Consider the following 13250-nt stretch of genomic DNA (forward strand, 5'->3'; position numbering starts at 1 on the left):
GGAACGGGGAGCGGATCATGAAGCGCACGTTGGGGCGGAGCGGCATCGAGGTCAGCGCGCTGGGCATGGGCTGCTGGGCGATCGGCGGCCCCTACGCCGGTGGCGCCAACCAGTACGGCTGGGGCCCGGTCGACGACGCCGAGTCGACCCGGGCCGTCCACCGGGCCCTCGAACTCGGCGTCACCTTCTTCGACACGGCGAGCAGCTACGGCGCCGGACACAGCGAGGTGGTGCTCGGCAGGGCGCTCGGCGCCGACCGGGACCGGGTGGTGATCGCCACGAAGTGGGGGTTCACCTTCGACGAGCGGACCAGGGAGGCGGGCGGCACCGACAGCAGCGTCGCGTACCTGCGCAGTTGCCTGGACGGCTCCCTGCGGCGGCTGGGCATCGACCACGTCGACCTCTACCAGCTCCACCTCGGCGACCTGCCGGTCGAGGAGGCCCTGGACCTCGTCGCGCCGCTGGAGGACCTGGTCACCGCCGGCAAGATCCGGGCGTACGGCTGGAGCACCGACGACCCGGAACGCGCCGCTGCCTTCGCCGCCGCCGGCCCGCGCTGCACCGCCGTGCAGCACGACATGTCGGTGCTGGCCGACCGGCCGGCGATGATCGAGCTGTGCGAGGGGGCCGGGCTGGCCAGCATCAACCGGGGGCCGCTCGCCATGGGCCTGCTCAGCGGCAAGTACGCCGACGGTCGCACGGTGCCCCGGGACGACGTGCGGTCGCAGAGCTACGACTGGCTGACCTACTTCCGCGACGGCGCCGGAGCACCCGAGTGGCTGGCCCGGGTGGAGGCCCTGCGGGAGGTGTTCGCCACCGGTGGCCGTACGCCGACGCAGGGCGCGCTGGCCTGGCTGTGGGCGCGCAGCGCGACCACCGTCCCGATCCCGGGGTTCCGCACCGTCGCCCAGGTCGAGCAGAACGCCGGCGCGCTCGCCCAGGGTCCGCTGCGGCCGGACGAGTTCGCCGCCGTGGAGGATCTGCTGGCCGACCTGCGGGTTGCTAGCGTCGCCTGATGCCCGAACTCGAACGGCTCGCCATCCGGCACGCTCCGGCGTTGCTTCGCTTCGAGCAGGCGAACCGGGCGTACTTCGCCCGGTTCGTGCCGGACCGGGGCGACGACTACTTCGACGAGTTCACCGACCGGCTCGTGGGCCTGCTGGCGGAGCAGCACACCGGGCGGTGCCACTTCCACGTCCTGGTCGACGACGAGGACGGCACGGTGCTGGGCCGGTTCAACCTGGTCGACGTCGCCGACGGCAGCGCCGAGCTGGGGTACCGGGTCGCCGAGCGGGCCACCGGGCGCGGCCTGGCCCGGGAGGGTGTCCGCCGGGTCAGCGCGCTGGCCCGCGGGGAGTACGGGCTGCGCCAACTGGCCGCCTCGGCCGCGCTGGCGAACCCGGCCTCCCTGGCGGTGCTCCGGCGGACCGGATTCGTCCCGGTCGAGGAGGTGCGGCTCGGCGGCGAGCCCTGCCTGCGGCACGTCCTCGACCTCACCGGGCACTCCTGATCCCTGGTTGACCGATGAGAATCGCCGGCTGGGCAGGTCCATACCGGTGACCGACTCGGACGCCACGAAGGAGACGCCCCGATGGCAACCCCCACGTTCCGCGCCGCCCTGCCGCCGATCGTCGACCGGGAGACCTGGCTGCGCGAGCGCGACCACCTGCTGGCCCGGGAGAAGGCGCACACCCGAGAGGGCGACGCGATCGCCGCCGCCCGGCGCCGGCTGCCGATGACTCCGGCGCCGCCCGTCACCGTGCAGGGCCCCGGCGGGGAGACGCCGCTGCTGGAGGTCTTCGAGGGCCGCCGCATGCTGATGGCCTACTTCCACATGTGGCACGACGGCAAGCCGTTCGAGGACCAGTGCGAGGGGTGCACCTTCGCCACCTGTCACCTGGAGATGCGGGACTACCTGCACGCCCGCGATGTCACCTACGCCGTGTTCTGTCAGGGCCCCTACGCCGACAGCGCAGCGTTCGCGGAGTTCATGGGCTACCCGTTCCCCTGGTACTCGGCGCGGGACTCCGACCCGGCGCTGGCGGACGGCCGTGACTTCGGGTTCATCGCCTGCTACCTGCGCGACGACGACGACCGGGTCTACGAGACCTACTGGACCACAGGGCGCGGCGTGGAGGCGCTGACGACCAGCTACCACGCCCTCGACCTGACGGTGTACGGCCGGCAGGAGAACTGGGAGGACTCACCGGAGGGGTGGCCGAAGGTCAGCGGGCACCCCTGGCGTCTCGACGGCCGCCCGGTCGCGCAGTGGAGCCGCCCGGGTGTCACGGCGACGGGAGCGTCCTGCTGCGCGAAGTGATCGCACCCGAGGTGCCCTGCCGGGGCGGCGGCCCGTCGGCCGTCCGTCGCCGTCCCCGCCCCGCGTCGGTCAGAGTCGATCGGCGGGCATCCCGTAGATCCCTGGGTCGCCGACGTCCTCGCTGTCGACGGTGCGCGGATCGACGCTCCACCGGGCCGCCAGCTTGAGCACGTCCAGCTCGTTGGGCGCCGACTCGTACCAGGCGTCCCAGTCCTCCTCCTGCCAGTTCCGCCAGTTGTCCCCCCAGCCCCGGAGGCCCTTGCCGACCTCGCGCTCGGCCGGCGTGACGTCACCGATGAACAGCGGGACGGCGCCGTCGAAGGTGGCGAACGCCCGCACGACGATCCCGTCGACCGCCCGCACCCATCCGTGGGAGGACCATCCCCGCTCGTTGACGAAGAACTGGATCTCACCCAGGCGCACGCTCAGGGCTGCGAACCATTCCGGAAACCGCGGATCGGTGACGCTGTAGTCGAACGACGCGAGATCGCGTCGGCCGTGTGCCAGGGTCCACCCGTTGACGGGACCGGCCACGAACACGCCGGAGGCGTACGCGCGGTCGACGCCTTCGTCCCACGGGAGACGCTCGCGGTCGGCCAAACCGAGCGCGTCGGCGACCTCCTCCGGGCTTCGCTTCCGCACGGCGAGCCACGTGGTCTTGTAACCAAACCCCATGCGGCTCATCATCGCCTCGGGCCGGGCTGCGCGCGGGCGTGCCAGCGGTCCCGGTGCCCGTGCTGGTCGACCAGCCGTTCTGGGCGGACAGGCTGCACCGCCTCGGCGCAGCGCCGCACCCGCTGCCACTGCACGAGCTGACCGCCGACACCCTGACCGACGCGCTGCGCTCCTGCCTCGACCGATCGACCTATCGCCACCGCCCCACCGACCTCGCTCGCCGGATCCGTGCCGACGACGGCGCCGGTGATGTGCTCTCGCTCATTACGCGGCTCGAAGGCGAGCGCGGACAGCCGTTCTGAGCCGTGCGCTCAGCGACGGTTACGGGACCGGCGAACCGCCCAGACCCCGCCGACGACCGCCGCAGCCGTCGGCAACAGGCAGCAGATTGTCAGGACCACCAGATGCCACGGCTTGATAGCTCCCATGGCCGAGAGGATAGGCATTGCCTGCCAACGCGGCGATTGCCGATCTTGGAAAGCCGAAGGCCCTGGCGGGGACTCGCGTCCTGACCAGGGCCTCTCGCGTGGAGCGGGTGACGGGAATCGAACCCGCACTGTCAGCTTGGGAATTGCCGATCTCCGGCAGGCCACCGGCTTGGCGGCCTGGCCTCGGCAGTCTCTCGTGGCCTCGGCTGGCCCCTGTTGTCCTCGTCCAATGGCACGTTAATGGCACGCCGGGTGTTCTCCGCGACGGCCGGCCAGAAGCGATCGCCAACCCCCGCCTTGCAAAGAACAAGACGCGTGTCTGCCGACGTCGGCTAGTGCCGCCGGCCTGCTCGTCCCGTCGGTTCGCGTCCACTCGTGACCGGGCCTGTCGGCCGGCTTGGCTGTACGGATGGCTGTACAGCCGCAGAGGTCGAGGGAATGTCGATCAGCGTTCGGCTGCGACTGCGACCTGCCTCCTCGCTGTCATGCCTGGTGGGAGTCGTCACCGTTGACCGTGGTCGTCCCCGGCCTTGGCTGGCGTATCGCGCATGCAAGGGCACGCCAGAGCCCTCTTTGTAGCAAAGATCACGCGCCTTGCAGCTGGCGTGTCGGGTGCCGCTGATCATGAATAGGTGGAAGAGCGGGTGGGTGCGGCTGGCGGAGACTTCCGCTCGACGGCGGCGTAGATTCGTGCTGGCGTCGAAGTCACGGGTGTCGGGCGGGAGGGGCGCGATGCGGATCGGCGAGCTTGCGGCCAGGACCGGGGTGAGCACCCGGTCGATCCGATACTACGAACAGCAGGAACTGCTCGTGTCGATGCGCACGGCGAGCGGCCAGCGGATCTTCCCAGAAGCGGCGGTCGAGCGGGTCCGGCTGATTCAGCGGTTATTCGACGCGGGTTTAAGCAGCAGGCGCATGTATGAGCTGCTGCCCTGCATGACGAATCCGGACATCCGCACGTCGTGGCTGGCCGACCGGCTCCGCGATGAGCGCGAGCGCATCGTCGCGGAGATGGCCCAGCTCGCCTGTACCATCTCGGCGCTGGACTGCATCGTTGAAGACATGACGGTCGACGAGCCGACCGGCGGACCTGCGGCACACGCTGTGGCGTGAGACCGGCGCCACTGCTGGCTTGCCCTTGACACCGGTGTCAACTTTTACCGTGAGGGCATGACAGCGATCTCTACCTCGCGCCCGGACGTCAACCTGCCGGTGGCGGCGCTGCTGGAGCCAGTCACGTTCGCCGGTCTGCCGCTGGCCTCCCGATTCGTCATGGCGCCGATGACCCGGTTCCACTCGCCAGGCGGGGTGCCGGCGCCCGAGGTAGCCGGGTATTACCGCCGCCGGGCCGAGCATGGCATCGGGCTCATCGTCACCGAGGGAGTCTGGGTCGGCCATCCCACCGCAGGCCACGAGGACGCGGTGCCGCGGATGACCGCAGGTGCCGCCGAGGCAAGCTGGCGGCGTGTGGTCGATGAGGTGCACGCTGTGGGTGGCCGGATCGCCGCGCAGCTGTGGCACCTGGGCAGCCTGCGCGAGCCGGTCGACGGGCTGGAGGCGTGGACGCCATCCGGTGTGCGTGAGCCGGGTCGGCCGGCAAGCCACGCGATGACGGCGGCCGACATTGACGAGCTGCTGGAGTCGTACGCCGAGGCAGCCCGAGTGGCAACCAGGGCCGGATTCGACGCGGTCGAGATCCACGCCGCGCACGGCTACCTGCTGGACGAGTTCCTATGGCCGTTCACCAACCGGCGCACCGACGCGTTTGGCGGCTCGCCGGAGCGGCGGGCGGCGTTTCCGGCCGCAGTCGTGCGCGCCGTCCGCGCGCAGTTTCCTGCGGACCGCCCGGTAATCGTGCGGTTTTCGCAGTTCAAAGAGCGGCGGTTTGACGCCCGAATCGCGGAGACCCCCGCCGAGCTGGACGCGATCCTGACCGCATTAGCCGAGGCCGGTGCGAGCGCGCTGCACGCGTCCCAGCGGCGGTTCTGGCAGCCTGCGTTCCCCGGCTCGGGCCTGACCCTCGCCGGCTGGGCCAAGCGTCTCACCGGCCTGCCGACGATCACGGTAGGCTCGGTTGGCCTAACCCACGATTTCCTGCGGCCCGGCGGCCCCGAGTCAGTCTCCGGCTTGGTCGAGCGGGTGGCGGCCGGCGAGTTCGACCTCGTCGCGCTCGGCCGCATCCTACTGGGCAACCCCGCCTGGGTCACCCACGCCGCCGCAGGACAGCTCGACGCCATCGTCGACTACCGCAAGTCTCACGAGGAGGCGTATTACTAAGTCGCGGGTGTCGGGTTACTCGGGGCAGCGGCTCGCAGGTTGGGTGGACGGGCTAGACATTCAGCTACCTGCTTCGGCAGTAGGACTGCGGATCTCCTCGTCGGGCAGTCGTAGACCGTCCAGCCTCCCCGGACGGGGACAAGGTGGAGCGCCCTACCGGACGAACGACCTTGGCCCCGTCCGGGGAGGCTGGTAGCCCTTGTGGTGCCCGGCGAGGTGATTCGCCCCGGCTGGATCTCTGAGGAGGGACGGGGTTCGGGGCGGAGCCCCGAGGTCTTCAAGGGCTTGGTCATCCCAAGCGTGGCCGGCCGGCCCGGCCGATGCCGGCCGGAGGTCGCCAGCAGGCCGGGGCCGGGCCGGCGCGGCCCGCTTGCGGGCCGCCTTGATCTGATAGAGCGCAATTCGGCAACGTCATCCGGCGAGCTGCTGTCCTCCGTCAACTGATGCGCGACAGTCGTCCGCCAACTGATCTGTGACTTCCGAGCGCGGATCGCGGCAAATGAGGACGTCACGGTAGAGGCGAGCTTCGGCCGGGACGGTCAGGTTCTGGCAGTAGCCCGGCCCACACCGAGGCGGCGGGCTGCGTGGCCCATGGCCTGAGCCATGCGAGAGGGCAGCGAATCTGGGGCCGGAATCTGCACTGGACGCACCCGCCCGTTGTGCAGTGCGGTGAACCGCCAGCCACCGTCGGTGCGCACGGCGACCAGTGTCTGGCGGGACAGGCGTCGCTTGGGCAGCTTCGAGCGCCAGGGCATCAGCACCGACGCGGTGCCGTGGACGATCGCCACCCCTGGAGCGACCTGCCGGATCGACTCGACGTCACCGACGAGTGCGGAACCGGCGAGCACGCCGCGGAAGAGCTGGTTGTGGGCGTTCTGCATGTCGAGGCGGCCGATGGTGCGGGTTCCGTCGTAGGAGACGTAGTCGGAGTCCTCGGTGAAGCAGGCTCCGTAGGCGACGGCGTCGTTGTCGGTCCAGGCCTGCATGAGCCGGCCGAACAGTTCCTGGATCTGGCGGTCGTCGGTGGTCATCGTGCCCTCCGCAAACTGGTATCGTTTCGATCGTCGGACGCTACGATAGCGGAAGGTTTCGAATGTCGAAAGATAGACTCGTCCGGGACGTGGCGATGCAACTGCGGCTGCTCCAGCAGAGCTTCGACGCCTTCGACGAAGCTGCCGCCGCTCGGCTCGGACTCAACCGCACAGACCTGCGCGCGATGGATCTCGTCCTCGCCAACGACGGTCCGCTGTCCGCGGGGGAACTCACCCGCGCCCTCAAACTCAGCCCAGCGGCGACCACCACGGTCATCGACCGCCTGGAAGGCGCCGGCCTGGTCACCCGTACCCGAGACGCCGAGAACCGACGGCGGGTCCTGGTCACCGCAACGGACGCCGCGCGCGCCGTTGAACAAGACATCTACCTACCCGTCGGCGCAGCCGGCGCCCAGGCCCTCGGCAGGTACAACAAGGACCAACTCGCCACGATCCTCGACTTTCTACAGACCGTCCGCCACGTACAAGAAAACCAGACGGCACGGGTCAGCATGGATCCCCGCGCCGCCCCAGGGCCGCTGATCCGCTCATCGGCACGATCGGAAGCCGGGCCAGTCACTCGCCGTAACGTGGAGTGACGAGCGGTCGGCGGCGTGAGCGGATGCTCGGTTCTACGCCGCGCTCTGCGTCTTTGCGGGCTTCATGATGGCAATCGGGACTGCCTTGATCACGTAGTCCTCGGTCAAATCCGGTTGCACGTCGATTGTCGCGTCGTCACCGACGTAGCGGACGACGAACACGGTTTCTCGCAGCCAAGCGGCATCGTCGTCCGTCAAGCTGGCTGGCAGCTCACCCGCGAGTCGTACTTCGTCTCCCGGCAGGATCGCGGCACCCCCGCCTCCGCCTCGCCACGCTCAATATCTGAGATCAACTGGAGCAGGGTGGTAGGGCACCGCCGTTCGAGCGGGCGAGCGGCGGGACAGTAGGTGTCCGGTCAGTGCGGCGGCGAGGCCGGCCAGCCCGGCCGCCGCGAAGCCGCCCGCTGGCACGGAGAGGTCGATCGCCACGCCGACGAGCGGGGATCCGAGCGCGAAACCCGCGCTCTGCGCTGAAGATTGCAGACCTATTACCTCACCCCGCACGCCGGGCGGCGCCAGCCGGCTCACCGCGTCGGCCACCGTGGAAAGGGTCGGCGCGGTGAGTAGCCCGCTGCCGACGACGGCCACGCACAACCAGGGCCAGTCGTGCGCGAGCCCGGCGGGAATCGTCACAAGCCCGAGCAAGCCGAGCAGCAGCCACGTGGGCAGCGGCCGGGGCAGCGCGCCATAAATCAGCCCGCCGACGACGGACGACACGCCGAACACCACTACGATCACGGCAGCCCAGGACATCTGACCTGCTTCTTGCAGCGTGGCGACGATGGCGAGGTCGACGCCGCTGAGCAGCGTCGTGGCACCGAACGCCATCGTCAGCGCGGCGATCATTCCGGCGCCCAGCCACTGCGTGCGCGGGGGCCGTCCGGCCGCGCCGGCATCCGCCTCGTCCTCGGCACGCAGCGGCGGGTTGAGCAAGGCGATTCCGGCTCCGCCGGCCACGATCGCGGCACCGACTCCCCACGCCACCACATCGGGGGACATCTTCGCCGCACACAGGATCACCACCGCCGGGCCCACGATGTACGACAGCTCGCCCTGCACCGCTTCCAGCGCAAACGCGGCCCGGCGCTGCTCCACTGTCGTCATCGCGGCGATCGCCTGCCTGCTCACCGCCTGGGCCGGCACCATCAGCAGACCCGCCACGAAGCTGGCGACCAGCAGGAACCCATACGGCAGGATCGGCACGCTCAGCCAGAACACGACCTGCACTACGACGGTTACCAGCAGCACGGTGCGCAGGCCCCGCGAGTCGATCATGCGGCCGAGCAGCGGCCCGCCCAGCGCCACTCCGGCGGTCAGGGCCGCCGCGACGCCACCCGCTGCCGCATAGCTCATGTCCAGACCCAGCACGACATGCATCGTCAGCGCCATCACGTCAGCCGTGATCGCGACACGGGCGAGCAGCGAAACGCCCAGCAGCGATGCCATCCCTGGCACGGCGAGTACCTGTCGGTATCCGGTCACCAGCGTGACGCTAGATCGTCCGCCACGTCATAGGAAGTGGTTAGTTTGTTGGAGCTGCCATAATGAATACTTATGGCCAGAGACCTTGAGACCGGGTTGCTGCGGTCGTTCGTCACCGCCGTGCGGGCGGGCAGCATCAGCCGCGCCGCGACCGCGCTCGGACATACCCAGCCCGCGCTCAGCCAGCAGTTGCGCAAGCTCGAGAGCGTTGTCGGCCGTCCGCTGCTCTACCGGTCGCCGTCTGGCGTCTCGCCGACTCGGGCGGGTGAGGAGCTCCTGCCGTACGCCGAACGCATTCTCTCGCTCTCCGCACAGGCACTCACCGAAACCGGACGCGCGCTTACCGGCCACTGCGGCGTCGGGTTGCTCGAAGACCTCGCCGCGTCCCAGCTTCCGCAGGCCCTCGCCGACCTCGCCCGGCTGCACCCCGGCGCGACGCTGGAGGTGCTCAGCTTGCCCAACGCCGCGATGCGGGAGGCCTACGACGCGGGCCGCGTCCAACTCGTGCTCAACGAGGTGCCGGAGGTTCCCGGGCCGCCGCGCTGGACGGTACGCCGCCCGCTGGTCTGGGCGATCGGCCAGGGTGTGGACGTGGCTGCCGATCCGCTGCCGGTGGTGCTGTTCTCGGACCCGTGCTTCTGGCGTACGTCAGTGCTGGAAACGCTGGAACGTGCCGATCGGCGCTGGCGGGTGACGTTCGAAAGCAACAGCCTGGTCGGTGTGCTCGCCGCGGTACGGGCCGGGCTCGGCGTCGCGGCGCTCATGCCCGCGAACCTCGAACCGGTCATGGCCTGCCACGACGCGGACGCCCTGCCCACCCTGCCGGACGTCGAGCTCGGTCTCGCACGGCACCCACGGACCACAGGTGATCCGCTGATCGACGCCGTGGAGACCGCGCTACGACGCATGGTCTGAGCACGAGCCCGTCGAGACCCCGAGCATGTCGTGCCCACAGTGCTTGGAAAGCGGGGAGGCATGACGGCGGTGGACGAAGTGCTCACGGTCGAGGAAGCCGCGGTACGCATGAAGATGAGCGTCCGCTACGTTCGCCGGCTGGTCGCTCAGCGACGCATCGCCTTCCACAAGGTCGGCCGCAGCGTGCGCCTAAAGGTGTCGGACGTAGACGCTCACGTCGATGCTGGACGAGTGGAACCGCTGACCGCCTCTGGCGTCTGGCGCGGGCTGGGACAGGTGGCCTGATGGCGAACAAGGACGGGCACCGGCGGTTCGGCAACGTCCGCAAGCTGCCATCCGGGCGGTACCAGGCGCGCTACCCAGGGCCGGATGGCCAAATGCGCAACGCGCCGGAGACGTTTGTCCGCAAATCTGAGGCGGACCGATACCTCACGCTGGTCGAGGCGCAGATGGCTCGGCGGGAGTGGGTTGACCCGGCACGTGCCAAGGTGACGCTCGGGGACTATGCGCGGCGGTGGATCGATCAGCGGCCGAACCTGCGGCCCCGGACGGTCCACCTGTACGGCTGGCTCCTGGACAAGCACATCGTGCCGTACCTCGGCGGGGTGGAGCTGGGCCGGCTCGACACACCGATGATCCGCGACTGGCGGGCGAAGCTGCTCGGCGATGGCGTCTCCGAGAGCATGGCGGCCAAGGCTTACCGGCTGCTGCGCGCCGTGCTGATGACGGCGGTCAAGGAAGACGAGATCCTGACCAAGAACCCGTGCCGGATACCGGGCGCCGACCAGGAGAAGCCGGCGGAGCGCCCAGTGCTGACGCTCGCCCAGGTCTTCAAGCTGGCCGACATCGTGCCGCCCCGGTACCGCGCCCTGGTCCTGGTCACCACCTTCGGGTGCCTGCGCTGGGGTGAAGTCGCCGCACTCCAACGACAGGACATCGACACGGCAGCCGGCACCATCCGGGTCCGGCAGGCGTACACCGAGCAGCGCGGCGTCGGCCTGGTCCTCGGTCCACCGAAGTCCCGGGCGAGCCGGCGCACGGTTAGCCTGCCACCGACCGTGGTCGAGGTCGTGAGCGACCACCTGGCGGCGGAAGTCGACGACAACCCGGACGCGTTCGTGTTCACCACCGAGAGCGGGCGGCCGATCTGGCGGGGCAACCTCAACAAGCTCATCAACTGGAAGGCCAGTGTCGCCCGGATCGGCCAGCCGGAGCTGCATTTCCACGATCTGCGGCACAGCGGGAACACCCTCGCCGCGCGGACCGGGGCGAGCACCCGTGACCTGATGGCCCGGATGGGGCACGACTCATCGCAGGCCGCGTTGATCTACCAGCACGCGACGGCGGAGGCGGATCGTGCCATCGCCCAGGCGCTGCACGAGGTGCTGCGCGCGGACCGGAAGACGTCCAAGAAGCCGGCCGGCGGCGCGGGCAAGACCAACGGCAAGCCGGGCGGCAAGAAGGGCAAGAAGCGGTCAGCGGACCGGGACGGGGCCGGGGATGACCGGGGCTAATGGCACGTTAATGGCACGCGGCCTGGTCCTTGGCTACGGAACGTCGAAGGCCCCGGCTCGGACTGCCGTCCTGACCAGGGCCTTTCACGTGGAGCGGGTGACGGGAATCGAACCCGCACTGTCAGCTTGGGAAGCTGATGTTCTGCCATTGAACTACACCCGCAGGCGGCACCACTGTACAGGAGGTCACCACCTCCGTGCACCCAGGCACCCCCGTAGCCGATCGCACGTCGAGCACGCGCGGCGACCCGCGGACTACCAGGAACAAGTTTCACCACGGCAACATATGGGCGTTCTCAAATCCGTCGATCGGATGTAACGTCTCCTCCACGTTCTCCGACCGGGCGTGACATACCCCCTGTCGCGCCCGCAGAAAGAGGTGGGCCCATGGGACTTCGTCCCAACCTGCTGACCCGGCGTACCGCCGGCGTCGCGTCGACGACCCTCGCGCTGCTGCTCAGCACCGCCGCCGTAGGCGTCGTCCCCGCAGCTTCGGCCTTCTCGGCCGCCCCGTCCGGCTCCTGCGCCGAGCCGGCCGACGTCCACGCGGACGCGCGGGTGAAGAAGGGCGGACACGCCAAGCTGGACCCGAACGAGCTGACCGCCAAGCAGGTCCGCGAGCGTGACGCCGACCTCGCCGCGGCGCTGCGTGAGCGGGCGAGCTTCCGCGCCGGCGCCGGGGCCACCCCGCTGGCCACGGTGACGATCCCCGTCGTCGTCCACGTCATCCAGCGGGACAGCACCCGGGCCGGCGGCAACATCCCGGACTCGATGGTGACCCAGCAGATCGCTGTGCTGAACACGGCGTACAGCGGTGGCACCGGTGGCGCCGCGACCGCCTTCAGCTTCCAGCTGACCAAGGTGCACCACGTCACCAACGCCGCCTGGTACCCGATCGTCCAGGGCTCCTCCGCCGAGCGCTCGATGAAGACGTCGCTGCGCGAGGGCGGCAAGAACACCCTCAACCTCTACCTGGGTGAGTTGAGCGACGACCTGCTCGGCTGGGCCACCTTCCCGCAGCGCAAGCTGAACAGCATGGACGGCGTGGTCGCGCTGAGCGAGTCGCTGCCGGGTGGCACCGCCACCAACTACAACCAGGGCGACACCGGCACCCACGAGGTCGGCCACTGGCTGAACCTCTACCACACCTTCCAGGGTGGCTGCTCGGGCTCGGGCGACAGCGTCTCCGACACCCCGGCCGAGGCCTCGCCGGCCTTCGAGTGCCCGACCGGTCGCGACACCTGCACCGCCACCGGCAAGGACCCGATCACCAACTTCATGGACTACACCTACGACTCGTGCATGTACCAGTTCACCGCTGGTCAGGCGAGCCGCATGCTGACCGCGTGGAACGCCTACCGCGCGGCCTGACCGCCACGCATCACACGCCGGTGCCGGTCCCGTCCTCGGACGGGGCCGGCACCGGCTTTTCACGGCAGGAACCCATCGGGTACGGAGTCAGGCCGCGGGGCGTCGGGTGTCGAAGCCGTGCCGGCCCCGCCGGCCTTCCGGGGCGAGCGGGTCACGCCGGGCCAGGGCGGTCGCCCGCGGATCGAGCCAGACGCGCACCTCCGGCCGGCCGGAACCGGGGCGGGCCACCTGGTCGCGCCGGGTCAGCATCGCCACGTCGACGGTGAACTCGAACAGTCGCCAGTCGCCCTGCGGCGCGGCCCGGCCGATCCGGGCCACCCGGGCGACGGTCGCCGGGTCGGTCACCGGGAGGGCGCGGCCGGCCACGTAGGCCTCGTCGTCGCACTCCTCCGGCGGGAAGGAGTGCAGCGCGTAGCGGCCGTCGCGTTCGAGGTCGCGACGCTTGGGCGAGTCGATGACGAAGCACCAGAGCCCGTCGTCGGTGATGACCGGGGAGACGGGGTGCACGCGCGGGCCGCCGTCGGCGCGGACCGTGGCGAGGTAGCCGAAACCCGGCCCGTACTGCTGCAACAGGAGGCGGATCTCGTCGGCGAGTCGGGGCTCGTCGGCGGCGAATTCGGACCAGGAAGCCATGCGGA

16 protein-coding genes and 1 tRNA gene are annotated in these 13250 nt (G+C 70.1%); 11 read left to right on the forward strand and 6 right to left on the reverse strand.

The window, feature by feature from the left end; all coding sequences use genetic code 11:
• The first annotated feature begins 17 nt into the window (after nucleotides 1-17).
• From ACFYPD_RS11355 to ACFYPD_RS11365, 3 genes are all read left to right on the forward strand, one after another.
• Nucleotides 18-1016, forward strand: coding sequence for an aldo/keto reductase (locus ACFYPD_RS11355; RefSeq protein WP_387111548.1), 999 nt, complete (start codon nucleotides 18-20; stop codon nucleotides 1014-1016).
• Nucleotides 1016-1510, forward strand: a complete 495-nt coding sequence (locus ACFYPD_RS11360; RefSeq protein ID WP_387111551.1) for a GNAT family N-acetyltransferase — start codon at nucleotides 1016-1018, stop codon at nucleotides 1508-1510. The genes ACFYPD_RS11355 and ACFYPD_RS11360 overlap by 1 nt, the downstream gene beginning before the upstream one ends.
• An 81-nt stretch (nucleotides 1511-1591) precedes the next feature.
• The gene (locus ACFYPD_RS11365; protein ID WP_387111554.1) at nucleotides 1592-2320 is read left to right on the forward strand and encodes a DUF899 family protein; all 729 of its coding nucleotides are present in this window, start codon (nucleotides 1592-1594) and stop codon (nucleotides 2318-2320) included.
• Nucleotides 2321-2389: 69 nt separating this feature from the next.
• Here ACFYPD_RS11365 and ACFYPD_RS11370 read toward each other — a convergent pair whose 3' ends face one another.
• A complete protein-coding gene (locus ACFYPD_RS11370; RefSeq protein WP_387111557.1) occupies nucleotides 2390-2995 on the reverse strand; it encodes a hypothetical protein in 606 nt (201 codons plus the stop codon).
• Nucleotides 2996-3054: 59 nt separating this feature from the next.
• Between ACFYPD_RS11370 and ACFYPD_RS11375 the strand changes: the two genes are divergently transcribed.
• The 3 genes from ACFYPD_RS11375 (at nucleotide 3055) to ACFYPD_RS11385 (ending at nucleotide 5700) form a co-directional block, all read left to right on the forward strand.
• Nucleotides 3055-3297, forward strand: a complete 243-nt coding sequence (locus tag ACFYPD_RS11375; RefSeq protein ID WP_387111560.1) for a hypothetical protein — start codon at nucleotides 3055-3057, stop codon at nucleotides 3295-3297.
• 858 nt (nucleotides 3298-4155) lie between these two features.
• On the forward strand, nucleotides 4156-4536 hold the full coding sequence (locus ACFYPD_RS11380; RefSeq protein ID WP_387111563.1) for a MerR family transcriptional regulator: 381 nt from the start codon (nucleotides 4156-4158) through the stop codon (nucleotides 4534-4536).
• A gap of 57 nt (nucleotides 4537-4593) precedes the next feature.
• A complete protein-coding gene (locus tag ACFYPD_RS11385; protein WP_387111565.1) occupies nucleotides 4594-5700 on the forward strand; it encodes a 12-oxophytodienoate reductase in 1107 nt (368 codons plus the stop codon).
• A 539-nt stretch (nucleotides 5701-6239) separates the two neighbouring features.
• Here the strand turns inward: ACFYPD_RS11385 and ACFYPD_RS11390 are convergent.
• Nucleotides 6240-6731 (reverse strand): SgcJ/EcaC family oxidoreductase, encoded by a 492-nt coding sequence (locus ACFYPD_RS11390; protein ID WP_387111568.1) that lies wholly within the window; start codon nucleotides 6729-6731, stop codon nucleotides 6240-6242.
• A gap of 95 nt (nucleotides 6732-6826) precedes the next feature.
• On the opposite strand from ACFYPD_RS11390, the gene ACFYPD_RS11395 reads away from it, so the two are divergent.
• Nucleotides 6827-7330 carry a MarR family transcriptional regulator gene (locus ACFYPD_RS11395; RefSeq protein WP_387112361.1) on the forward strand — a complete coding sequence of 168 codons (504 nt, stop codon included), beginning with the start codon at nucleotides 6827-6829 and terminating at the stop codon, nucleotides 7328-7330.
• A gap of 33 nt (nucleotides 7331-7363) precedes the next feature.
• Here ACFYPD_RS11395 and ACFYPD_RS11400 read toward each other — a convergent pair whose 3' ends face one another.
• A complete protein-coding gene (locus tag ACFYPD_RS11400; RefSeq protein WP_334491583.1) occupies nucleotides 7364-7528 on the reverse strand; it encodes a hypothetical protein in 165 nt (54 codons plus the stop codon).
• A 78-nt stretch (nucleotides 7529-7606) separates the two neighbouring features.
• Nucleotides 7607-8812: an MFS transporter gene (locus ACFYPD_RS11405; protein WP_387111571.1), complete on the reverse strand. Its 1206-nt coding sequence runs from the start codon at nucleotides 8810-8812 to the stop codon at nucleotides 7607-7609.
• Nucleotides 8813-8908: 96 nt separating this feature from the next.
• On the opposite strand from ACFYPD_RS11405, the gene ACFYPD_RS11410 reads away from it, so the two are divergent.
• The 3 genes from ACFYPD_RS11410 to ACFYPD_RS11420 are packed head-to-tail and all read left to right on the forward strand — an operon-like array spanning nucleotide 8909 to nucleotide 11241.
• Nucleotides 8909-9727 carry a LysR family transcriptional regulator gene (locus ACFYPD_RS11410; RefSeq protein ID WP_387111573.1) on the forward strand — a complete coding sequence of 273 codons (819 nt, stop codon included), beginning with the start codon at nucleotides 8909-8911 and terminating at the stop codon, nucleotides 9725-9727.
• 60 nt (nucleotides 9728-9787) lie between these two features.
• On the forward strand, nucleotides 9788-10012 hold the full coding sequence (locus tag ACFYPD_RS11415) for an excisionase family DNA-binding protein (RefSeq protein WP_387111575.1): 225 nt from the start codon (nucleotides 9788-9790) through the stop codon (nucleotides 10010-10012).
• A complete protein-coding gene (locus ACFYPD_RS11420) occupies nucleotides 10012-11241 on the forward strand; it encodes a tyrosine-type recombinase/integrase (protein ID WP_387111577.1) in 1230 nt (409 codons plus the stop codon). Before ACFYPD_RS11415 ends, ACFYPD_RS11420 begins: the two co-directional genes overlap by 1 nt.
• Nucleotides 11242-11330: 89 nt before the next feature.
• On the opposite strand, the gene ACFYPD_RS11425 is transcribed toward ACFYPD_RS11420, so the two are convergent.
• Nucleotides 11331-11404 (reverse strand) — tRNA-Gly (locus ACFYPD_RS11425).
• 224 nt (nucleotides 11405-11628) lie between these two features.
• Here ACFYPD_RS11425 and ACFYPD_RS11430 point away from each other — a divergent pair.
• Nucleotides 11629-12612 carry a zinc metalloprotease gene (locus tag ACFYPD_RS11430; protein WP_387111580.1) on the forward strand — a complete coding sequence of 328 codons (984 nt, stop codon included), beginning with the start codon at nucleotides 11629-11631 and terminating at the stop codon, nucleotides 12610-12612.
• Nucleotides 12613-12699: 87 nt separating this feature from the next.
• Here the strand turns inward: ACFYPD_RS11430 and ACFYPD_RS11435 are convergent, their stop codons facing one another.
• A complete protein-coding gene (locus ACFYPD_RS11435) occupies nucleotides 12700-13245 on the reverse strand; it encodes a pyridoxamine 5'-phosphate oxidase family protein (RefSeq protein WP_387111583.1) in 546 nt (181 codons plus the stop codon).
• Nucleotides 13246-13250: the final 5 nt, after the last annotated feature.

It is taken from the genome of Micromonospora sp. NPDC005299, from assembly GCF_042872345.1.
GTDB lineage: Bacteria > Actinomycetota > Actinomycetes > Mycobacteriales > Micromonosporaceae > Micromonospora.

What these genes read in the sequence shown, in the direction of transcription:
- ACFYPD_RS11380 (WP_387111563.1), top strand. Translation starts at nt 4,156, where the DNA reads ATGCGGATCGGCGAGCTTGCGGCCAGGACCGGGGTGAGCACCCGGTCG.
- ACFYPD_RS11390 (WP_387111568.1), bottom strand. Translation starts at nt 6,731, where the DNA reads ATGACCACCGACGACCGCCAGATCCAGGAACTGTTCGGCCGGCTCATG.
- ACFYPD_RS11385 (WP_387111565.1), top strand. Translation starts at nt 4,594, where the DNA reads ATGACAGCGATCTCTACCTCGCGCCCGGACGTCAACCTGCCGGTGGCG.
- ACFYPD_RS11360 (WP_387111551.1), top strand. Translation starts at nt 1,016, where the DNA reads ATGCCCGAACTCGAACGGCTCGCCATCCGGCACGCTCCGGCGTTGCTT.
- ACFYPD_RS11420 (WP_387111577.1), top strand. Translation starts at nt 10,012, where the DNA reads ATGGCGAACAAGGACGGGCACCGGCGGTTCGGCAACGTCCGCAAGCTG.
- ACFYPD_RS11355 (WP_387111548.1), top strand. Translation starts at nt 18, where the DNA reads ATGAAGCGCACGTTGGGGCGGAGCGGCATCGAGGTCAGCGCGCTGGGC.
- ACFYPD_RS11430 (WP_387111580.1), top strand. Translation starts at nt 11,629, where the DNA reads ATGGGACTTCGTCCCAACCTGCTGACCCGGCGTACCGCCGGCGTCGCG.
- ACFYPD_RS11435 (WP_387111583.1), bottom strand. Translation starts at nt 13,245, where the DNA reads ATGGCTTCCTGGTCCGAATTCGCCGCCGACGAGCCCCGACTCGCCGAC.
- ACFYPD_RS11395 (WP_387112361.1), top strand. Translation starts at nt 6,827, where the DNA reads ATGCAACTGCGGCTGCTCCAGCAGAGCTTCGACGCCTTCGACGAAGCT.
- ACFYPD_RS11370 (WP_387111557.1), bottom strand. Translation starts at nt 2,995, where the DNA reads ATGGGGTTTGGTTACAAGACCACGTGGCTCGCCGTGCGGAAGCGAAGC.
- ACFYPD_RS11415 (WP_387111575.1), top strand. Translation starts at nt 9,788, where the DNA reads ATGACGGCGGTGGACGAAGTGCTCACGGTCGAGGAAGCCGCGGTACGC.
- ACFYPD_RS11365 (WP_387111554.1), top strand. Translation starts at nt 1,592, where the DNA reads ATGGCAACCCCCACGTTCCGCGCCGCCCTGCCGCCGATCGTCGACCGG.